This is a genomic window from Mucilaginibacter sp. R-33 (assembly GCF_049949235.1).
Taxonomy (GTDB): Bacteria; Bacteroidota; Bacteroidia; order Sphingobacteriales; family Sphingobacteriaceae; genus Mucilaginibacter.
In genome coordinates this window covers 2,324,817-2,347,100 of record NZ_CP188089.1, presented here as the reverse complement: position 1 = coordinate 2,347,100, position 22,284 = coordinate 2,324,817, and the positions used below count along the sequence as shown (strand labels likewise).

Below are 22,284 nucleotides of genomic sequence, written 5' to 3'. Positions count from 1 at the left end.
TGCGGGGCAAAATGACCTAAACGAGATAAACTAATGATAAAAAATTATTTTAAAACCGCCTGGCGCAATATCTGGAAAAGCAAGGTTTTTTCGGCTATTAACATTTTTGGATTGGCTGTGGGTATAGCAGCCTGCATAGTGATCACGTTGTTTGTTTATTACGAAAAAAGCTTCGACAGCCTGCACACTAAAAACATCTATCGCTTAAACGAAGTACAAAAGTTTGAGGGGATGGGCGCATCGCAAAAGGTTGCGTTATCCATGTTCCCGATGGGACCGACTCTTAAGGCCGATTTTCCGGAAGTAAAAAACTTTACGCGGGTACGCTGGCAGCAAAAGTTTCCGCTCAACAACGGGCTGAAACGCGTGTATATGCCGCAGGTATTCTTCGTGGATTCGGTTTTTTTAAAGATGTTTGACTTTAAACTGTTAAGGGGGGACCGGGCCACCGCTTTATTAAAACCCCGCAGCGTTTTATTAACCGAAGATGCCGCAAAACGTATGTTTGGTAATGACGACCCGATAGGTAAAACCGTAACCAATTACGGGCAGGATACCATAACTTATTCAGTTACCGGGATATTGGCAAATGTGCCTAAAAACTCGCAATTACAGTTTGATTGCCTGTTTTCGTTTAGCAGTATTTATAAACCATGGATGTTTACCAATTGGGGCGGCAACTGGTTAAATACTTACCTTGAACTGGCACCGGGTACTAACATTGCCGCACTTGAAAAGAAATTTCCGGCCTATCTTCAAAAGTATAAAGGTAAAGACGGTCCTAAAAATTATGAGCTATTCCTATTGTCCCTGAAAGATGTTCACGCTAACTCGGCCGATATAGGGCTGGACTATATCAATTATCAAAAATTTGATAAACATATCACCAACCTGTTTACAGTTATAGGTATCATTGTTTTGGTGATAGCCTGTATTAATTTCATTAACCTTTCAACCGCGCGCTCATCAGAGCGGGCAAAAGAAGTTGGCGTACGCAAGTCTATCGGTGCCGGGCGTTTTCAATTGGCTATGCAATTTCTGGGCGAAACGGTGTTACTCTCTCTGATAGCTTTAGTTTTTGCCTGTGTTTTGGTGACCCTTGCCATTCCTTTTATTAACGGTTTAAGCCAGCGTGATATCAGTTTGCCCCTGCATGATAATAAAATGCTTATCGGAGTAGTGTTTATAAGTACGGTACTTGTAGGTATTGTATCCGGGATCTATCCGGCGCTTTTCCTTTCGTCGTTTCAACCTGTTAAGGTATTGAAAGGAGCTCTGACTTCAGCCGGTGGTAATAAGGTACCGCTACGTAATATTTTGGTTGTTGGCCAGTTTACAAGTGCGGTAATTTTAATGATAGCTACCGTATTGGTTATCAGGCAGCTTAAGTTTATGCAAAAAAAAGATCCTGGCTTTAATCGCGATCAGATTGTTAATGTCCCGTTAAGCCTTATCCCGCAAAATAAATATGATTTGTTTAAGCAGGAGCTGCTTTCCAACTCGATGGTGCAGGGAGTTACCGCATCGCAGGATATTTTAGGCAGCCACCTTGATCAAACAGGTATCTCATTCAAACTCGGTGATTCGCCCTTGCGCCAGCTTACTTCAACATTGCTGGTGGTTGATAATAATTACCTCGATCTGTACAAGATAAAGCTGCTGATGGGTAAAAACTTTTCTACCGATACTTCGACCGTTTGGAAACAGTATATCATCAACGAAGCGCTGGCTAAGGAATTGCTTAAAGATCATAAAGGGAAAAATATGGAATCGTTATTGGGCCAAAGGTTTGGTTTTGATTCGTTAGGGGTGATTACCGGCATAGCCAAAGATTTCAATTTCAATTCCCTGCATTATAAAATTGAAACACTGTTTTTAGTAAATGGTAAGGGGTTTAAGCAAATGTCGGTTAAAGTTAATGGAAGCAGGGCTAAGGAAGCTATCGCGTTTATCCAGTCAACCTGGAATAAGGAGTTTCCGGGCGTGCCATTTGAGTACCAGTTTCTGGATGATCATTTTAATGAGGTTTACAGCGTTGATAACCAGGTAAGTACAGTAGTAAGTATTTTAGCCGGACTTATCATTATCATATCTTGTTTGGGGCTGTTCGGCCTGGCATCTTACTCAGCCGAAAAACGGATCAAAGAAATTGGGGTACGCAAGGTGCTTGGTGCATCAGTACAAAATATTGTATTGCTGCTTTCAGGCCATTTTGTAAAACTGGTGCTAATTGCCAATGTCATTGCCTGGCCTATCGCATTTTATGTGATGAGCAAATGGCTGCAGGACTTTGCCTACCGCATTGATATCAGTTGGTGGGTATTTGGCGTCGCCGGGCTCACATCGATGGTTATCGCGTTTGCAACGGTAAGTTTCCAGGCAATTAAAGCGGCGGTAGCTAACCCGGTTAAGAGTTTAAGGAGCGAGTAACCTCACCCAAACCCTCTCCAAGGGAGAGGGCTTTAAAAAAAATCAAAGCTTATAAAAGATATAACAATTCCTCCCCTTTGGGGAGGTTAGGAGGGGTTTATGATAAAAAACTATATAAAAACAGCATGGCGTAACCTAATTGTTAACAAGGTTACTTCACTCATAAGTATTGCGGGATTGGCAGTTGGAATAGGCTGCTTTATATTGTTAGCTACCTACCTGTTAAATGAATTACGGTACGATAGGTTTCATGTAAAAGCCGATAGGATAGTCCGTATGGTTTATAACTATAAATCATCAGACGATGCTGAAGCTAAATCAGTATCGGTAACGCCAACTGCGCCTGTGCCCGTATTTAAACAGCAATTACAGGAAATTGAGGATGGTGTACGGATTTACCGGTATAACAACCCGGTGCAATACCAGGACAAATTATTTAACGAAAAACGGTTCTTTTTAGCTGATGAGCCTTTCTTTAAGATCTTCAGCTTTAAGTTTTTGAAAGGTAATGCCGCTACCGCGCTTAGAGACCCGTCGGCTGTGGTGATCACCGCTTCTACGGCAAAAAAATATTTCGGCAACGAGGATGCCGTAGGCAAGGTTTTGAAGGTTAATAACAAGCAAAACATGATGGTTAGCGGTGTGGTGGAAGATGTGCCCGAATACTCGCAGATCAAATTTGATATGATTGGCTCGTATGCCGGCTCGGAACATGCTAAAACACGCAAATGGGATTCGGCTAATGATTATTCGTACCTGCTGTTAAAACCGGGTGTTAATATGGCCTCGGTTGAGCAAAAAATGAACAACTACGTAGCCGAGCTGTTTAAAGATGATTTTAGGCAGGGGCATAAAATGTGGTTCAAGTTGGAACCCTTAACTGATGTTCACTTGAAATCGGCAGCTACATACCCGCTAACCCCATCCGGCAATATCAAATATATTTACATTTTAGGCGCGGTTGCTGTTATTTTATTGCTGCTTGCATGTGTTAATTTCCTAAACCTGGTAACGGCGAAAGCCATTGAGCGCGGTCATGAAATAGGGGTAAGAAAGGTAATGGGTGCAGCCCGCACCCAGCTTTTTGTTCAGTTCATTATCGAGTCGGCGATGATTACGCTTGTATCGCTGTTAGGTGGTTTGTTTTTGGCCAATATAAGTTTTAAATGGTTTAGCGATTTTTCGGGGCAGCAATTGGGTTTTCAAACGTGGAACATTTCATGGCTTATCATGGCCGTGGCCGCCTTGTTTGTAACGGTAACTTTTTTAGCCGGGACTTATCCATCGCTATATTTATCTTCATTTAACCCCATTGTCACTTTAAAGGGAAAACTTACAAATACAACAGGTGGTAAAGCTTTACGCAGATCGTTGGTTATAGTTCAGTTTGTTGTATCTGTGTTCTTTATGATCTGTACGGTTATAGCCGGCAGCCAGCTGAGATACATTCAGCATTTAAATATCGGTATCGACCGGTCGCAGGTAATGGTACTGGATCTTGGTGGTGAATCGTTAAAAGAGGTCCAATCATTTAATAACGCGGTAACTCAATTGCCGGGAGTGCTTGGTGCTACCGCGTCGTATGACTCGCCGGTTGATGTTCACGGCGGATATAGTATTAACAAGGCCGACGGCAAAAACAGCGACTATAATCTTTCGGTAACCGCGCTGCCCGTAGAAAAGAATTTTTTGAAAACACTTGGTATCAAACTGGTTCAAGGCATCGATTTTACCAATGCCGATGAAGCACGCGCTACCGATCCCGATCAAAATAAGCGCTATTATGGTTTTATCATCAATGAAAAGGCCGCTGAAGCTTTGGGCTGGAAAGCTGAAGAGGCGATAGGCAAACATATTGGGCTAAACGGCCGTACCGGCGAGATCAGGGGCGTTGTACAAAATTTCAACTTTGCGTCCCTGCATCAGGAAGTTACCCCAATTGTGATATTTACTGAAAATTATTTTGGTAAAATACTCATTAAAACCTCCGGAAATGATATTGGTCAAACTATAGCTGCAGTAAAAGAAAAATGGGCCGCCTTTAACCCGGCCACGCCGTTTGAATATCACTTCCTCGACCAGGAATTTGATGACATGTATAAGGTTGAGCAGCGCACAGGTTCAATACTAACAGCATTTACTTTGGTTACCATTTTTATTTCCTGTTTGGGTTTATTCGGGCTGGCAGTATTTTCAACCAGGCAAAGGGTAAAAGAAGTTGGTGTACGCAAAGTTTTAGGTGCGAGTGTTTTCAGTATAGTAAAACTTGTTTCCGGCGATTTTTTGAAACTGGTGATCGTATCGGTTATCATCGCCTCACCAATAGCCTGGTATGTTATGCACAGATGGCTGCAGGACTTTGCTTATAAGATCAGCATTCAAATATGGGTATTCATAGCAGCAGGTACGGCGGCAATACTTATCGCTTTTATTACCGTGAGTTTGCAATCACTTAAGGCTGCACTTGCTAATCCAGTTAAAAGCTTGCGTTCGGGAGATTAATTTTTAGGAGAAAGGAAAAGGCGAAAACTGAAAGGGATATGAACGTTGATGTAATGCTAAATATATCTTTCAGCTTTTTGTTTTAATTAAGGTCTGCAGAACACCGAAGTTTTGGATCCGCCGCCACTACCTGGTTGCGATAAAAAAAGCCTTTTACCTTTCGCCTTTTACCTTTCACCTCAAAAAACACTGTATCATAACCGAACGCACCTTGTTACGTAAGCGTACAGTAATGTTTTGATAAGATGATTTAACGTATTGATAGTTAGTTAGATATAACTTTGGTATGTTATTGATATGTTAATCGCAAAATGATGAGTATTATTGTTTAACTCATTTATTTACTAACAAACTAATTCAATAATTAAAAATGTTATCACTGCAACATATTTCAAAGTATTTCCAGGTAGGGGGCAATAGAAACATCATCCTTAATGACCTTAGCCTTGAGGTTGATGAGGGCGAATTTATTTCTATTATGGGACCGTCAGGTTCGGGTAAATCAACACTGCTCAATATCATCGGTATGCTCGACGAACCATCTGATGGTTATCATTATTTTGAAGGCCATGCAGTGCATCAGCTTAAGGAAAAACAGCGCTCGGCTTTATACAAGCAATACATTGGTTTCGTTTTTCAGGCTTATCACTTAATTGATGAACTTACCGTTTACGAAAACATTGAAACCCCGCTTATTTACCAGGATTTTAAAAGTGCCGAGCGTAAAGCAATGGTTGCTGATATGCTCGACCGTTTTAACATCGTAGGCAAAAAAGATCTTTTCCCTGCACAGTTATCGGGCGGCCAGCAGCAGCTGGTAGGTATAGCCCGGGCACTTATTGCCAAACCTAAATTATTATTGGCCGACGAGCCTACAGGCAACCTTAACTCAAAACAAGGGGAGGAGATCATGGAGCTGTTCCGCAAGCTAAATAAGGAAGACGGCGTAACCATTATACAGGTTACCCACTCCGAAAAAAACGCCGAATACGGTTCGCGCATTATCGATCTGCTGGATGGCCGGATTGATTCATCAAGAAAACTCTGAACTCAATAATAAAATGCGATACTATAAATTACTATTTCTCGGCCTTGTTACGTTGTCGTCGGCAAAAGCGTTTGCCCAATCTGATACATCACTTTCGTTGCAGAAGTGCATTGATATTGCTATAAAAAATAACCTTGATGTAAAGCAAAGCGAATTAAAGGCTCAAAGTGCCCGTATTGATTTTATGCAGGCCAAAGAAAATATGCTGCCAACTTTAAACGCTAATATAAACCATGGTATAAACCAGGGGCGTAATATTAACCCCTTTACAAATACCTATGTAAATCAATCATTAACTTACGGCAACTACAGTCTCGAGTCGAATCTTACGCTTTTTGGCGGTTTGCAAAACGTAAATGCTATCAAGCAAACTTCGTTGGCTTACCAGGCCGGTAAAATGGATTTGCAGCAGGCTAAAGATCTGGTTACTATAAATGTGATTACTGCCTATTTGCTTGTACTGGATAATACGGAGTTGCTGGCACAGGTTAAAAACCAGGTTGATGTTTCGGCAAAGCAGGTTGAAAGGTTAACTGTTTTAGAAAAGGACGGTGCTAATAAATTGCCGTCCGACCTTTACGATCTGCAGGGTACGCTGGGCGATAATAAGCTGAATGTTGTTGCAGCGAACAGTGCGCTGGAAAGTGCCAAATTAAGTTTACTGCAAATACTTAATATCCCATACAATAAAAATATCGTATTGCAGCCAATTAACGCACAGGACGTGGCAAATCAAACTGTGCTCACGTCCGATCAGGTTTACGATACAGCTTTACAGCAACTGGCCCTAGTTAAAGCCGCCACGCTTCGCCGGCAAAGCGCCGAAAAGGCTGTTAGTGTAGCTAAAGGAGCTTTGCTGCCAAATGTTTCTTTATATGGCGGTTTGTATACCAATTACTCAAGCGCTGCGCAAAGCTCAGTGTTCACCGATTCATCAACAGTAAAAACAGGTGATTTTATAAATACGCCAGGTGGTAAGCAACCAGTTTTAACTACGCAGGCTAATTACGTCAATAAGGATATCGGCTACTATGATCAGTTTAAAAATAATTACAGTACACAGTTTGGTGTAAGTCTAAAGATCCCGATCTTAAATTATTTCCAAAATCACAATAAGGTGGCCAAAGCAAAGATCGATTTGCTCAATTATAAATACATAGAGGAAAATACTAAAATTAAGCTGAAACAGGATGTTGAACAGGCTTATCTTAACATGACATCGGCCTATAACAGGTATACTGTGCTCCTTGAGCAGGTTAAAGCCTATGCCGAATCATTTCGTACTGCCGAAATACGGTTCAATGCGGGTGTTTTAACTTCGGTTGATTATGTAGTAGCGAAAAATAACCTTGATAAATCAAAGATAAACATGATCAATGCCCGGTATGACTGTTACATTTATAACAAAATACTTGATTATTACCAGGGCAAATTAGCGTTGTAAATGCGACAAGACTAATAAAGCCTATACTTTTATTAAAAATTATAAGTTAAATATCCGGTTAAACTTTACTGAATTATCAGTTGGGTTTAGCCGGATATTTCTAATTTAGCAGCGGTTTTGCAAACGTTAAGGTTTGCCAAGACTTAATACATCATTCAAACACCTAAAAAAATGAAAAAAGCAATTTTACTTTCCTTATCTATTTTTTTACTGTCAGTTGGCGTTTCAAAAGCCCAGGTAATCCCGAGCTTTTCTTTCGGCCTTAAAGGCGGTTTAAACTATTCAACGTTTCCCTCAAACGGCGTTTTTAACAACGATAATAAAGCAGGTTACCAGGCTGGTGCATGGGCACGAATAGGTGGCCTGGGCCTAATTTTTCAACCCGAACTTTATTATACTAATAAAAGCGTAACTGTAAATAATGGAGGTATTTCAAATAAACAAAGCTTTAAAAGTTTTGATGTTCCATTACTTGTAGGTGCTAAAGTTGGTGCCTTAGGTTTAGGTGGAAGGTTTTATGGTGGGCCGGTGCTTTCATTTACAACCGGAAGAGATAGGGACGCATTTAATGATGCAACAGCTTTAAGGTATAAAGACGCGAACTACGCAATACAGGTAGGCGCAGGTGTTGATATCAGTAGCCTGTCTATCGATCTTCGTTACGAAGGTGGTTTAAATAAAATAGCTTATGGCAACGATAATTCACACACACGTGTTAGCTTGTTTAGCCTTGCTGTTGCTTATAAATTGTTCTCGTTATAATTTCCCAGTCCCTCAAGAAATACTGAAAGACCCTCCGGTAACGGCGGGTCTTTTTTGCGTTAGATCGGAGTGTAAACTTTCTTATTGTTTAGTTACGCAATCGATTGTATATATAGTATTATATTTTAGCTTTTATTTGATAGAATAGTATTATACTTATTGTACAATGTACACCTATATTTATCTGCCATTTATGCGTCAGTTATCTGTTTAAACGCGGGTTTCGGACGTTTCCTAAAATTCAGGGCAGATGAAAAAATACCTTTCAATCTCATTTTACAAATTTTTGTTTGCGCTATCGCTGATAGGAAACAATGCTTCTGCTCAAACCGATACAACTTCGAGGCCGATCCGCCTCACTCAAATTGGCTTTTACCCCGGTGCCATTAAAAAGGCCATTGTTTTAAGTGACAAAGGGGGCGACTTTTTTATCCAAACCATTCAAAAGCAAACAGTATTTACCGGTAAACTTAAACCATCACTTAAACCAAACTTTGCCGGTCATATTGTTCAATTGGCCGACTTTACTACGTTCGGCAAGCCCGGCAGGTATGTACTTTATGTCCCATCTGCAGGTTATTCTTATCCCTTTGAGGTTAAAGCTCTGGTTCATAAAGCTGTGGCAGCCGCTGCTATCAAAGCCTATTATTTTATGCGCTCGGGCACACCGTTACCCGAAAAGTATGCCGGCAAATGGCACCGGGCCGAAGGTCATCCTGATACGGTTGTACAGATCCATCCATCTGCCAAAAGTGAAGGGCGGAAGGCTGGCTCAATAATCTCATCACCGCGCGGTTGGTATGATGCCGGCGATTATAACAAGTATATTGTGAACAGTGGCATTACAACAAGTACGTTGCTTTCTTTATATGAGGATTTTCCCGCTTACATGAAAACAGTTAAGCTTAATATCCCCGAAAGCAGCAACAAAATTCCGGATGTTTTGGATGAGGTGCTTTGGAACCTGCGTTGGATGCTGACCATGCAGGATCCCGCCGATGGCGGCGTATACCATAAGCTTACCAATGCTGCTTTTGATAAGTTTGAAATGCCCGATAAAGACACATCGCCACGTTATGTGGTACAAAAAGGTACTGCGGCCACGCTTGATTTTGCCGCTGTTATGGCGCAAGCTTCCCGCGTTTTTAAACAGTATCCTAACGAGCTACCGGGTTTAGCCGATTCATGTATCAATGCTGCTCAAAAAGCCTGGAGTTGGGCTGGTAAAAATCCGATGGTGGCCTACCGGCAGGATGAGATGAACAAAAAGTTTGAACCGAAGATCACAACAGGCGGTTATGACGATAATAACTTTACCGATGAATTTATCTGGGCGGCATCTGAGCTGGCAGTCAGCACCGGTGAGGTTGACTATCTTAAAAATATTAATCTTTTGCCTGATGGCCGGATGCCGGTACCTACATGGTCGCAGGTTAGGCTGTTGGGGTATTATACGCTGATCAAAAATGATATAACAGGGAAAACCGTGCCCGCGTTACCGGAAATCAGGAAGCGGCTTATCAACACTGCCGATGATATGATAAATGGGGTTGACTCAAACGCTTATCAAACCGTGATGACTAAATCAGCCAGGCATTTTGGCTGGGGCAGCACATCCGAGGCCGCAAACGAGGGATTTCTGCTTATCCAGGCTTACAAGTTATCGGGCGATAAAAAATACCTGGATTATGCTTTAGCAAATCTTGACTACCTGCTTGGACGTAACGGCACGGGTTATTCCTTTGTAACAGGGTATGGTACTAAAACGCCAATGCATCCCCACCACAGGCCTTCTGCAACTGACGGTATAGTTGACCCAATACCAGGCCTGCTTGTTGGCGGCCCCAATCCTGGTATGCAGGATGGTGTCAAAGTGCCGTCAAAAGTGCCCGATGAGGCTTATATTGATGAGGAGCAAGCTTACGCCGCCAATGAAATAGCCATAAACTGGAATGCGCCGCTGGCTTATCTGGCTAATGCGTTAGAGGCTTTGCAACAAAAGTTAGCAAGCCAACCTTAGAGATAATGAAACATTAGCCCATATCTGTAAAAAGAAAGCGCTTCCAGAATTAAATGGAAGCGCTTTTTGTTTTTTAAGAACTTACGAGGTCTCTAAAACTTCATAAGTTTGAATTTATCGTTACTTCACCACCTCAACCCATTGTCCTTTCAATAAGCTGCTGATCTGGTTATTATACATCGCCTCGCAGTAAACAGCCGGTAGATAATATTTACCGGTGTATGCTGCATTAAGCATTACATAATAGGTTGATTCCTGTCCTTCATATAAACTGAAATAAGTATTCACCCTGTCATCACGGATGTCGCGGTAATCAGGGGTGGATGATTTGAATGCTTCATCACCGAGAAGGCGCGTGTTTAAGATTTCCCAACCCGAAGGGAAGATTTGGGTGAGGGCGAGATTATCGTACCTGCCGCGTTTACCCGGATTTTTGATATTTACCTGCGCCACAAAATCAGTTCCTTGTTTTAACGAGGATGGATCTATTGGCTTGCCTTTAAGTGAGAAATAGCCAACGCGCATTTGCAATACATCCGGATTGATAATTGATTTGGTATCCTGTCCTGATGATGGCTGGCCTTTTTGTATCAGCCTAATGTACAGTTTATTGTTGCTGTTATTCTTTAAGTAAACTTTACCGCCGTTGCTTGTCAGTGCACCCTGCCATAAATACGAGCTCGTGCTGATGTTGGCGTTGGCACTGCCTGCTGTATAGTTAAATTCAAGTTTACCGGCAGGTTTGTTTTGACCATAGAATTGTGCCAATGCTATCAGCGAGTATGCTGTAGTTTGGGTGCTGTACCAATCGTCCTGCGATAAGCGGGCGGCAACAGTGTGCACCAATCCAGCGGCTTTTTGTTTTTGATCGAGTAGTGTAAGGGTTTCCAGTATCATAGCCTCATCCCTCAAATCTGACCCATAGGTGCCGTAAAGGCTGTTATATGGCTTAACGGTGGTTGATAATTTAGCTATCATCCGCAGGCCAACTTCGGGTTGCCCGGCAAGCTTATAAGCGGCAGCAAGGCGCCATGCAGCGGCGTCGCTCAATAACGCAAATTCACGCAGGCGGTTCATCGCACCCATTTCAGGCGAGCGTGCCAGTGCCAGCAAGTATAAACGATAGGCCTGGGTAAGGTCATCTTCGTAATAGTATGGCTGCTTGCGTGGTGCCCAGCTAAGTGCTTTTTCTTTCTGGTATTTTTTCCAGCGGTCGATAAAGCCTATTGGCATACTAAAGCCTTTTGCCTGTGCAGCTAACATAAAATGCCCGGCGTAGTTTGTTCCCCATTCATCAGCTTCGCCGCCATAAGGCCAGTAGCTTAAGCCGCCGCCCTGTACCTGGAAACCGTTAAGCCTGTTAATGGTGGCTTTGATATTTCGGTCGGTTTCCGCCCTTTGTTTTGGCGAAAGATCAAGCAATTGGTTCAGGTATAACTGCGGGAATGCCGAAGACGTATTTTGCTCAACACAGCCGTGTGGGTATTCAATCAAATAATCCAATCGTTTTGAAAGGTTCAACGGCGGGATGTAAGCTACTTCGAGCGTGGCTTTATTAGTGCCGTTGATGCCAACCGGCTGATAGTCGGTATTCCATACTTCGCCCGGCGCAAGTTCTTTCTGAATAATTCGGGTAACCGGCGGATTAGGGTTGCGTACATTAAGTTCAATATCATAGGCTGCTGTTTCTGAACCGCTTTTGGCAATTATTTTTACTTTACCTACGCCAACAAAATCTTTAACATTTAAATCAAAAGTTACCATTTGGTCGCCCGGCTTGTCAAAAGTGAGGGTCTTCTGATTATTACCATTCAAATTACTGAAGGCATTACTTTGCACCTGCAGGTTAACGGATTTAATATTATTTTCCATTGCAAATACAGTAACCGGCAGTTGAATGCTTTCGGAAGGGCCAAGTACGCGCGGTAGGGTAGCCAGGATCATCAAAGGCTTTTTCACGGCTACGGCTTTTTCGGCAATGCCATACGCGCCATTGTGACCTGCTATTATCATAGCCTTAACAGAACCAACGTATTGCGGCAGTATAAAGCGCTGTGTTTGCTTTTCGCCAGCATCGAGGTGGAAAGGTCCAAGAAATTTCACAACGGGTTTAAAGCGGTTTACAGATACGTTTTTGTTGTTGCCGAGGTTTCCGTCACCACCGATGCTTAAAATTCGCTCCAGCCCTCCGCCAAACGCGCCTATCACATAGTCGAACAGGTCCCAGGTTTTTACGCCTAATGCTTCGTGGGCATAAAAGGTATCATGCGGATCGGGCAGTTTATAGTTGGTAATATCTAACAAGCCTTCATCAACAATAGCGATGGTGTAGGTCATTTCCTTGCCCGATGCCTCTGATACAGTAATGGCCGATTGTGTTTCCGGCCTGATCTTATCAGGCATGCTGATGATCGGTTTCAGGACCGTTTCTGGATTTTCAACCTGCAGCGGAATGGCGCCATACATGCGGATAGGAAGGTCATTAACCGTTTGCGAATGTTTTTGAAGCAGGGTAACGTTAATAAAAACGTTCGGTGCCATTGTTCCATCAACAGTAAATGTATATCGGGTTTGTCCCTTTTTCGTATCTATCCAGGTTGTTTTTAAAACCTTGCTGCCGTTTTCAAAACTAATCAGTGCTCGACCAGCTTCTCCTGTTGGAATAGTCAAAGTTGCCTCATCGCCAACTTTATATGCAGGTTTATCTGAAGTGAAAGATAACATCGCTGCCTCGGTAGGATTGGTGGATTGTAACCGTTCCGACCAGTTTGGCCAATCCACATAAATGATCTTACCTGTTGAATGGCCTGTTTGTTCGTCTTTAACTTTAATGAGGTAGCGGCCCCAGTCGGCTTTGTTGATATGCAGCTTCCATTTCCCTGCGCCACCGGTAAGCCTTACGGTTTCAGTTTTGATGAGTTTATTATACTTATCCTGGGTAAAGTTGCTCATTTCGTTGCCGGTTTGATCCCACCACCAACGCCATTGCACTTTATACAGTTCAACCTGCACATCACGGCTGCCCGGCAGGGCGTTTCCATTTACGTCCACATCGGCTATGTCAATTAAATGGTCTTTATCAGTAACCAACATACCCGACAGGTCGCTGCCTTCCGGCGTTTTAATACCCACGTAGCCGGGATAAACGTTGTACGGCAGGCTAACCTGGTTTATGCTGAAGTTGCCGCCCGGTTCAAATACCTTAACCAGGAAGTTTGCTCGAAGCTGCCCTGGGGCTTGTTTTTCTACATTAACGTTAGCATCAACGTCGGCTGTGCCTGTTTCGCTCAGTTTGCCATCAAAAACGGTTTGCACCTGGGTATTGAAGGCCAGTGTAGGATCATCAAAAACATAATCTTTATATTTTTTGAAGCTGGTGTTTTGCGCCGATAAATAAGCGTCAACTTTGGCTTTTAGGTTTTGCGCCGCACCACCAAACAGCCATTGGGCGTTTAGTTTGCCATTGGCATTATTGCCTTTGGTTAATTCAGATGCCCCGCCGAACGACAGGCTAAGCTTGAGCCTGTTGGGCATTATAGTTTCAACTTTTATTTTTTTCTCAAACGTGGCACCGCCTACTTTAACCTTAGCTGTCCAGTTACCAGTAGGGGACGAGGTTTCGGTTGCGGTATGGAAACTGTAAAACCCATCTAAACTTTTGGTTTTGGCAATACGCCTGTATAGCTTATCACTTGGGTCATATAGCTCAAACTCAACCGGGTGGTCAGCCGGGAGGGCTTTTAGTTTATCTTCGAGGATAAAGGAGGTATAAATAGAATCCCCCGGGCGCCAGACGCCGCGTTCGCCATAAATAAACCCTTTTAAGCCGTTTTGTATTTCCTCTCCGCCAACGTTAAATCTCGACAGGGGTAAAGAGCTGCCATCGTCCAATTTTAGATAACCGCGCTGCACACCTTTTTTGGCTACTAAAAGGTATGGTTTCCTTTTCAGATCGAACTTAACCAAACCATCGCTACCGGTTGTGTTTTTGTAGATCACCTGTTTCTGATAGTCGAGCAGTTCAAGATCTACATTGTTCATCGGCTCAGCACTCAGGATATCGGTAACAGCTACCAGCATACTATTATCGTTGCCCCGTTTGGCGATAAGCCCGATGTTTGATGCAATGATATTGCGCGTAGCCCAACGCTGTTTGCTATAGTACGAATCTGTACACGCGTCGTTACGTTCCTGCCAGTTATAGCCTTCCGGATAGTAATTGTCATAGCGTTTCCAAAAGTCGTCGTCCTCGTCATTTACTTTCGATGTATTGTCGCCGTATTCACCACCGTAGTAGCCACCATCTTCATCATCACCATCATTATCTTTTTGAACCTTGCCGCTATTGACCTTACAATTGAATAGTGAATATGAGCGCCTGAAGCCAATAACCACACGATAAATAGCCCCCGGTTCAGTACGGATCATCTGGTCAAGATCGAGCATGAAGCGGTTCTTCTTGTGCAGGTTAAGCCCTTTGTCGGTATCTAAACGGATCGTTTTCTGAACTATTGGTTTACCAACCTGTCTTAATTCTGCATTGCCATCAAAACCATTACTTTGAAAGTATTGTGGTACATTGTTTTCGTAGATTTTGATAATGGTAACATCTACTGCATTCAGGTTAATCGCTTCAAAAGGCATCATGATCCGGCCCGAATCGGGGAGGATCACACCCTTACCGGGGATAGTAACGGCAGGCAATCTGTTTTCAAAAAATAGATTAGCAGTGTAGCCTTTGGTGATCCTTTTTAAAAGTGTGTTTTTAATGCCTTCATTCACGGACACGGTGTAGTCTCCCTGCAAGCGGTCGGGAGCATAAACTTTTACAAGACTGCCGTCGATACTATAAGCCGGGTCAGATATGTTATTAATAGTTATAAGCCCGTTAAGTTCTTGTCCAACCAAAATGTTGTCTGAAAACTGTACTTCAACATATTGATCGTTGTCTTGAACAGCACGAATGTTCAGCACTTTAAAGTCGCCAATTGCGGGCACTTCGAAATTTTGGCTTCCTTTTTTATCAACGCCAATACTGCTGCCATCCAAATTAATAACAAGCGGGCTGGCTTTGCCTGCTGTACGCGTTAAACCTGTTATGGTAAAATGGTGGTTTTTATGGGCAGCATCATGTTCCCAGTTTATTTTAACCGGCGAATCATAATTGGGTACTATGAGTTTATCAACAGCAGAGGGATCTTCGGCGTCGGCAGTTTGGATATCGCCGGTAAGTTTCATTTCGGTATTTGAGGTACTACTGGCGGTTTGCATACCGATAAATGACACGGTAAAATCGGGCTGAATAACCTGGAAGCTAAATTTAAAGTGCTCAAAATGGCCGGGCACTTCAATGAGTTTGCTCAATTTAAAATCGGCAGTATAGTTTTTATCCGGATCAAGTTTTTCATCAGGTCTGAATTCGATGGTTCGGGCATCTGTCCAGATGGCTTTTCCTTTTATAGATGGGGAAAAGTTGAAAAGGTCATCGGTTATTTCCTCATTTTGTTGATGTGTTAACTGAACATCGCTTGCCAGCCTGATACGGATGGGACTTTGTTTGGAAATAACACCAGTTGTATACGACTCGATATACTTGCTGAAAGCAGGATCAACTATTGTTTTTTTATGGCCATGAGCTACCAGGTATATGATGAGTAATGCAAGAGCAATGGTAGTGACAACAGTGATTAAGGTTCGGCGTTTGCGGAATTGATTGTATCCGTTTTCCATGAATAGGTTTATTTATTATCAGGTAAATTATGAAATTTATGACAATAAATAATTTAAAGCGAAAATTATTTTATCATAACTCCAGGCTTATTTAAAACCGGGATCTTGATAAAATTCATCTCCACAATACTTTCAGGAAGGAATATAAACTTTTTATCGAAAATGTCTTTGCCGATGTAATAGCTTAGCCAATATTCATTATTAAGGCCGAAAGTTTGTTCGTCAATAGGTTCGATAAGCTTATATGCTTTGCTATCAACAACAGGGATCATGTGCCTCAGGGTTGATGTTTTTACCTGTTCACCGTCCTTTTCACCATAACCTTTTGAGGTAATAAGCACGTTTTCAATAGGCTCATTTTTAAGGTTGATGAGATATACGTACCAAACCTTACTTTCAACACTCTCGCTCTCCAATGCCACCGCAATGGCAATATCTTTTACATTATTTTCGGGCAGGTCTTTCTTCATTCTTTGGGTTGATTAAGTTGATTGGGGTGATTTGATGAATAGTTTTACACGTACATGCTAAACTACTCATCAAATCAACCTGATCAACCATTCACTATTTCTTCTTTGGCGCCGCCTTTTTCTTTGCCGGTGCTTTAGTTGCAGCGGGCTTGGCTGCCGCTGCTTTACCAAAGCGCCCTTTCTTAGCATCTTTTGGTGTTGCATCGGCAAGGGCCTTGCATTCTTCGTAGGTGAGGGTTAAAGGATCTTTATCTTTAGGGATCTTAACGTTCAGCTTCCCAAATTCAATATAAGGTCCCCAGCGGCCATTTAACACTTTTACGTCCGGATCTTCATCAAAAGATTTGATCAGCTTTTCAGCATCTTTTTTGCGCTTTAGGTTAATGAGTTCAATAGCTTGTTCTTCAGTAACATCATGCGGGTCGATTTCTTTAGGTAACGACACAAACGCACTGTTGTGGCTGATATAAGGCCCGAAACGGCCAATAGCTACCTTTATCACCTTGCCTTCATATTCGCCCACAACTTTTGGAAGCTTAAACAGTTCAAGCGCTTCTTCGAGACTGATAGTTTCGATGCTTTGCCCACTGCGAAGGCTGGCATAAAGCGGTTTTTCTTCGTTTTCTTCTGAAGCACTTTCACCCACCTGAACAAATGGCCCAAAGCGACCTATTCTCACAGAAACTTTCTTTCCGCTTTCGGGATGAATACCTAATTCACGTTCGCCGGTTGCTTTATCAGCTTTTTCAATAGTGTTTTCAACTTCCTTGTGGAATGGGTTATAAAAATCATGGAGCATTGCAGTCCACTCTTTCATACCCTGCGCTATTTCGTCAAATTGCTTTTCAACGCTGGCTGTAAAGTTAAAGTCAACAATATCTTTGAAATATTGTACCAGGAAATCATTTACAACAGCGCCGATATCAGTAGGGAATAGTTTGCCACGTTCGGCACCGGTATTTTCCGTTTTCTCTTCTTTGATTATGCTACCTGTTTTTAGCGTTAATACCCTGAAATTACGTTGCTTACCATCACGATCTTCTTTTACCACATAACCGCGGTTTTGAATGGTTGAAATAGTAGGGGCATAGGTTGACGGGCGGCCGATGCCAAGTTCCTCCAGTTTTTTTACCAGGCTTGCCTCGGTGTAACGGGCGGCAGGGCGTGAAAAACGTTCTGTTGCCGACATTTCCTGCAAAGTTAAACGCTGACCTTTGGCCAAAGGCGGCAGTATAGCGTTTTCGCCTTCCTGTTGTGCTTCGTCCTCATCATCTTTGGATTCAAGGTAAACTTTCAGGAAGCCGTCAAACTTCATTACTTCACCGTTAGCTACCAGATCTTCGCTACGGGTTGAGATACTGATTTTTGCGGTAGTTTTCTCAAACTGGGCTTCGCTCATTTGCGAAGCGATAGCCCGTTTCCAGATGAGCTCATATAAGCGCTTTTCTGCCGATTCGCCGTCGATAGAATGATTGTTGAAATATGTTGGCCTTATCGCTTCGTGAGCTTCCTGTGCACTGGCGTTTTTAGTTTTATATCTTCTTTGCTGATGGTATTTTTCGCCATAGGCGGATACGATCTCACTTGCAGCCGAATTTAAGGCCAGTTCAGAAAGATTTACCGAATCGGTACGCATATAAGTGATGTACCCCGATTCATATAACCTTTGTGCAACCTGCATGGTACGTGCTACAGAATAGCCCAGTTTACGGCTTGCTTCCTGCTGCAGGGTTGAGGTAGTGAACGGCGCGGCAGGCGAACGTTTAGTTGGTCGGGTATCTAACGATTTTACATCGAAATCGGCCGCGATACAATCCTGTAAAAACTTCTCGGCATCTTCCTGTTGTGCAAAACGCTCGGGCAGTTCGGCTTTAAAAGCTTCTCGGCCTTTGCCAAATACGGCCACTATTTTAAATGCTGCTTCCGATTTGAATTTGTTGATCTCGCGTTCACGGTCAACAATAAGCCTTACTGCAACTGATTGTACGCGTCCGGCCGAAAGCGACGGTTTTACCTTTTTCCACAAAACTGGAGAGAGCTCAAAACCTACCAGCCTGTCCAAAACGCGGCGTGCCTGCTGAGCGTTAACAAGGTTATAGTCAATTTTTCGCGGTGTATCTATCGCTTTTAAAATGGCCGGTTTGGTGATCTCATGAAAAACGATACGTTTGGTATGTGTATCTTTCAGATCCAATGTTTCAAACAAATGCCACGAAATGGCCTCACCCTCGCGGTCCTCGTCCGATGCCAGCCAAACCATTTCCGCTTCTTTTGCTAACTTCTTTAATTCGCTAACTACCTGCTTTTTATCTGCAGGTACCTCGTATTTTTGTTTAAAGTTATTAGCTATATCAATTGCATCTTCCGACTTAACAAGATCACGGATATGCCCATAGCTGGACTTTACAGTAAAGTCCTTTCCAAGGTAACCCTCAATGGTCTTAGCTTTTGCAGGTGATTCAACTATCAGTAAGTTTTTGGCCATTTAATCAGTTTTAGTTTTTGCAAATAAAACATAAAGTAAGCGAAACACCAATTAGTTTTTGAATTGGTGTTTCGTTATACTGTTAAAAGTTGTAATGTTGATACCGGATTTTTATAAAATTGGAGTGCAAAGACTTGCAGGTTTGAGAGATTGGCAATGAATTAAGGCGAAAAATTAGGCCCTCAAGGTTGGTTAGCCAAAAGGTTTCCAAAAAAACAACCTTGTAACATTCAAACGTTGCAACCTTACAACAAAAAGGCTTACATCAGGAAACCACCGCCAACCAGATCGTCTCCTTCATAAAATACAGCCGACTGGCCCGGCGCTATGCCTGACACATTATGATGAAAATCAACTTTCATATGTTCGCCCATTTGAAGAATGGTGCTTTGCGCACCTGCATCTTTGTAACGTATTTTGGTAATAGCTTCAAGAGGCTCGTTTATATTTTCATATTTAATGAGGTTGAGGTTTTTTACCCACGCTTGTTTGCGTTCAAGCTCATCGGCAGTACCTAAAACAACTGTATTGGTAGCAGGATCGATTTTCGTAACAAACATTGGATGCCCTAATGCCACACCTAAACCTTTACGCTGCCCGATGGTATAAAAGGGGTAGCCCTGATGTTTGCCTACCACAGTGCCGTTTGTAAGTACAAAATTACCGGGTCCGATTCGTTCGTCAAGGTCTTCAACTTTATGGCGCAGAAAGGAGCGGTAGTCGTTATCAGGTACAAAGCATATCTCATAGCTTTCACTTTTACCGGCAAGTTCTATCTGGCCCATATCAAGCGCCATCTGTCTGATCTCGGGCTTTGAGAAACTACCTAACGGGAATTTGGTACGTGCAAGGTTTTTTTGAGATACTCCCCATAACACGTACGATTGATCTTTATTGGTATCCTTACCTTTAGATATCACATAACGGCCGTTATCCTGTAAACGGATATTGGCGTAGTGACCGGTAGCTATAAATTCGCAATCGAGTTTATCGGCACGTTTTAACAATGCTTCCCATTTAATATGGGTGTTGCATAAAACGCAGGGGTTAGGGGTACGGCCGGCCAGGTATTCATCAACAAAGTTGTCGATCACAAAATCGCCAAACTCATTGCGGATATCTAATATATAATGAGGAAAGCCGTAGCCAACTGCCAGGGCACGCGCATCATTGATACTGTCCAAACTGCAGCAGCCTGTTTCTTTTGAACTGCCGCCCGATGAGGCATAGTCCCAGGTTTTCATGGTTAAACCAATAACTTCATAGCCCTGTTCATGCAGCATCACTGCCGCCACCGAACTATCAACCCCGCCACTCATTGCCACTAATATCCTGCCATGCTTACTCATAATGCTGCAAAGATACCTATTTGATTTTTATGTTAACATATGCTTGGTCAGTAAAGGGTAAAATGTGTTTTATCGACAGGTTTTCACTGTTAACTAATAGTTAATTAATATTGTAAATCAGTTTATTGCATTGGCTATATTAAGTAGTTATGCCGATAATATAGTCTCTTCACCCGGGGGATATAACGGGTGAAATTCCAATTATCGAATTGCCGGCGCTGTTGTTTCGTTAATATGAGTTGAATGCTTAAATCCTGACAAGCTTAACATTATATTAATATATAATAATTAAACACAGAGGGAGTAAGAAAAAGTGACAGGCTTAGTGTAACAGGGAAATAAAAAGCCACGCAAAGTAGGATATTATAAAAACCAGTTAAACCCCGCATTTTTAGTGTCAAAACCGCGATAAATGTTACATTGAAAAGGGGTGTAACTGATACACCAGTTTCAACATTATGGCTTTTTTTTTGATAAAAGTTTAATTAATAAATGTAGCGCTGACTATTATAAAAACAAGCAACATTATTTATTAAAAATAATGTAAAAGTGATACTCACTATTGTAACATACCTCTTACATTATAAATTTGCTATATCCTAATTAATAAAAGAATGTTAACTCAATTGACTTTAGAACAAAAATTACAGGGCGTGATTTTAGTGATTATTTGCTTTATTGCTGCAGCCAACTACTTAATAAAGTAACGCTTACAATACGAATAACACGTTAAGGTGCTTACAACGAAGGTTGTAAGCACCTTTTTTTATTGCGAAGGTTTCTGCGGGATAATTATGGATTCCGCGTTTGTCCGTCGCCCTTAACTATCCATTTGTAACTGGTAAGTTCTTCCAGGCCCATAGGGCCGCGGGCATGAAGCTTTTGGGTACTGATGCCAATCTCGGCCCCAAGGCCAAATTGGGCACCGTCAGTAAACGCTGTCGAAACATTGGCATAAACAGCCGCAGCATCCACATCATTTAAAAATTTAGCAATGTTTTCTGCATTTTCAGAGATAATAGCTTCACTATGTTTTGAACTGTTTACAGCGATATATTCTAACGCTTCAGTAAATGAACTTACCGTTTTAATAGCCATTTTCATGGAAAGAAATTCTGTACCAAAGTGTTCCGGACTGGCTTTATGTAAAAGGCCGGCAGGATAGTCGTCTTTTAACGCTGTAAAAGACTGCTCATCGGCAAAGATCTCCACTTCTTTTTCCCTGAGGATCCGCGCCAGTCGCGGCAAGTCACTCAAGCGGGCGGAGTGGATGAGCAAACAATCTAAGGCGTTACAAACACTTACACGGCGGGTTTTAGCATTGGCAATGATTTCAGCCCCTTTCTCCAGATTGCCCGATTCGTCGAAGTAAGTATGTACGATGCCGGCACCCGTTTCAATAACCGGTACCTTACTATTGTCCCGCACAAAGTCAATCAATGATTGGCTCCCCCTTGGGATGAGCACATCGATATAACCAATTGCGCTCAATAAAGCGGCAGTGGCCTCACGTTCGGCAGGGAGCAGTGTAACCACATTAACATCGACGTTATGTTTTGCTAATACTTTGTGGATAACCGAGATAATAGCCCGGTTGGAGAAATCGGCATCACTGCCGCCTTTTAGTACACTGATATTGCCTGTTTTAAAGCAAAGCGCGAAAACATCGAAAGTAACATTGGGCCGGGCTTCATAAATAACGCCGACAACGCCAAGCGGTACGCGTATTTTTGATATCGATAAGCCATTAGGCATTTCGGTAGCCGAAAGTTGTTTTCCAAGTGGGCTATCCAATTTGGCAACGCTCTGCATATCGCCGGCAATACCTTTAATCCGGTCAGCTGTAAGTTTCAGGCGATCGTATTTTGGATCAGCCGGATCCATGCGGTCAAGGTCTCGTTGGTTTTCGGCCAGGATATATTCGGTTTGCGCGATAGCTTCGGCTGCCACGTCCTCCAAAATTTCATTGATAATGGCAGGAGCAAGGGGAGCTTTGCGGCTTGCTTCACGTGCTTTATCAAAATAGCTGTTATAGTTCATTGTA

The 22,284-nt window shown here is 42.5% G+C and carries 11 protein-coding genes; 6 read left to right on the top strand and 5 right to left on the bottom strand.

The window, feature by feature from the left end; genetic code table 11:
• The first annotated feature begins 33 nt into the window (after positions 1–33).
• The 6 genes from ACP26M_RS09980 to ACP26M_RS09955 all read left to right on the top strand — a co-directional run bounded on the left by ACP26M_RS09980 (position 34) and on the right by ACP26M_RS09955 (position 10,206).
• Entirely contained in the window at positions 34–2,430 is a 2,397-nt protein-coding gene (locus tag ACP26M_RS09980; protein WP_426588435.1) for an ABC transporter permease, read from the top strand.
• 99 nt (positions 2,431–2,529) lie between these two features.
• Positions 2,530–4,932: an ABC transporter permease gene (locus ACP26M_RS09975; RefSeq protein WP_426588433.1), complete on the top strand. Its 2,403-nt coding sequence runs from the start codon at positions 2,530–2,532 to the stop codon at positions 4,930–4,932.
• A gap of 370 nt (positions 4,933–5,302) precedes the next feature.
• Positions 5,303–5,980: an ABC transporter ATP-binding protein gene (locus tag ACP26M_RS09970; protein ID WP_176624504.1), complete on the top strand. Its 678-nt coding sequence runs from the start codon at positions 5,303–5,305 to the stop codon at positions 5,978–5,980.
• Between the two features lie 13 nt (positions 5,981–5,993).
• Positions 5,994–7,424, top strand: a complete 1,431-nt coding sequence (locus ACP26M_RS09965; RefSeq protein ID WP_426588430.1) for a TolC family protein — start codon at positions 5,994–5,996, stop codon at positions 7,422–7,424.
• Positions 7,425–7,595: 171 nt separating this feature from the next.
• Complete coding sequence (locus tag ACP26M_RS09960; protein WP_426588428.1) at positions 7,596–8,186, top strand: porin family protein; 591 nt, start codon at positions 7,596–7,598, stop codon at positions 8,184–8,186.
• Positions 8,187–8,436: 250 nt separating this feature from the next.
• A complete protein-coding gene (locus ACP26M_RS09955; protein ID WP_426588426.1) occupies positions 8,437–10,206 on the top strand; it encodes a glycoside hydrolase family 9 protein in 1,770 nt (589 codons plus the stop codon).
• Positions 10,207–10,326: 120 nt separating this feature from the next.
• Here the strand turns inward: ACP26M_RS09955 and ACP26M_RS09950 are convergent, their stop codons facing one another.
• The 5 genes from ACP26M_RS09950 to ACP26M_RS09930 all read right to left on the bottom strand — a co-directional run bounded on the left by ACP26M_RS09950 (position 10,327) and on the right by ACP26M_RS09930 (position 22,280).
• Positions 10,327–15,936 (bottom strand): alpha-2-macroglobulin family protein, encoded by a 5,610-nt coding sequence (locus ACP26M_RS09950; protein ID WP_426588424.1) that lies wholly within the window; start codon positions 15,934–15,936, stop codon positions 10,327–10,329.
• 65 nt (positions 15,937–16,001) lie between these two features.
• A complete protein-coding gene (locus ACP26M_RS09945; RefSeq protein WP_090525388.1) occupies positions 16,002–16,406 on the bottom strand; it encodes a hypothetical protein in 405 nt (134 codons plus the stop codon).
• A gap of 94 nt (positions 16,407–16,500) precedes the next feature.
• A complete protein-coding gene (topA, locus tag ACP26M_RS09940; protein ID WP_426588422.1) occupies positions 16,501–18,891 on the bottom strand; it encodes a type I DNA topoisomerase in 2,391 nt (796 codons plus the stop codon).
• A 260-nt stretch (positions 18,892–19,151) separates the two neighbouring features.
• Positions 19,152–20,240 (bottom strand): tRNA 2-thiouridine(34) synthase MnmA, encoded by a 1,089-nt coding sequence (gene mnmA, locus ACP26M_RS09935; protein WP_090525391.1) that lies wholly within the window; start codon positions 20,238–20,240, stop codon positions 19,152–19,154.
• A 792-nt stretch (positions 20,241–21,032) separates the two neighbouring features.
• Positions 21,033–22,280, bottom strand: coding sequence for a glutamate-5-semialdehyde dehydrogenase (locus ACP26M_RS09930; RefSeq protein ID WP_426588419.1), 1,248 nt, complete (start codon positions 22,278–22,280; stop codon positions 21,033–21,035).
• Positions 22,281–22,284: the final 4 nt, after the last annotated feature.

Coding starts and splice junctions, on each gene's coding strand:
- ACP26M_RS09980 (WP_426588435.1), top strand. CDS start 34: ATGATAAAAAATTATTTTAAAACCGCCTGGCGCAATATCTGGAAAAGC.
- ACP26M_RS09975 (WP_426588433.1), top strand. CDS start 2,530: ATGATAAAAAACTATATAAAAACAGCATGGCGTAACCTAATTGTTAAC.
- ACP26M_RS09970 (WP_176624504.1), top strand. CDS start 5,303: ATGTTATCACTGCAACATATTTCAAAGTATTTCCAGGTAGGGGGCAAT.
- ACP26M_RS09965 (WP_426588430.1), top strand. CDS start 5,994: ATGCGATACTATAAATTACTATTTCTCGGCCTTGTTACGTTGTCGTCG.
- ACP26M_RS09960 (WP_426588428.1), top strand. CDS start 7,596: ATGAAAAAAGCAATTTTACTTTCCTTATCTATTTTTTTACTGTCAGTT.
- ACP26M_RS09955 (WP_426588426.1), top strand. CDS start 8,437: ATGAAAAAATACCTTTCAATCTCATTTTACAAATTTTTGTTTGCGCTA.
- ACP26M_RS09950 (WP_426588424.1), bottom strand. CDS start 15,936: ATGGAAAACGGATACAATCAATTCCGCAAACGCCGAACCTTAATCACT.
- ACP26M_RS09945 (WP_090525388.1), bottom strand. CDS start 16,406: ATGAAGAAAGACCTGCCCGAAAATAATGTAAAAGATATTGCCATTGCG.
- topA (WP_426588422.1), bottom strand. CDS start 18,891: ATGGCCAAAAACTTACTGATAGTTGAATCACCTGCAAAAGCTAAGACC.
- mnmA (WP_090525391.1), bottom strand. CDS start 20,240: ATGAGTAAGCATGGCAGGATATTAGTGGCAATGAGTGGCGGGGTTGAT.
- ACP26M_RS09930 (WP_426588419.1), bottom strand. CDS start 22,280: ATGAACTATAACAGCTATTTTGATAAAGCACGTGAAGCAAGCCGCAAA.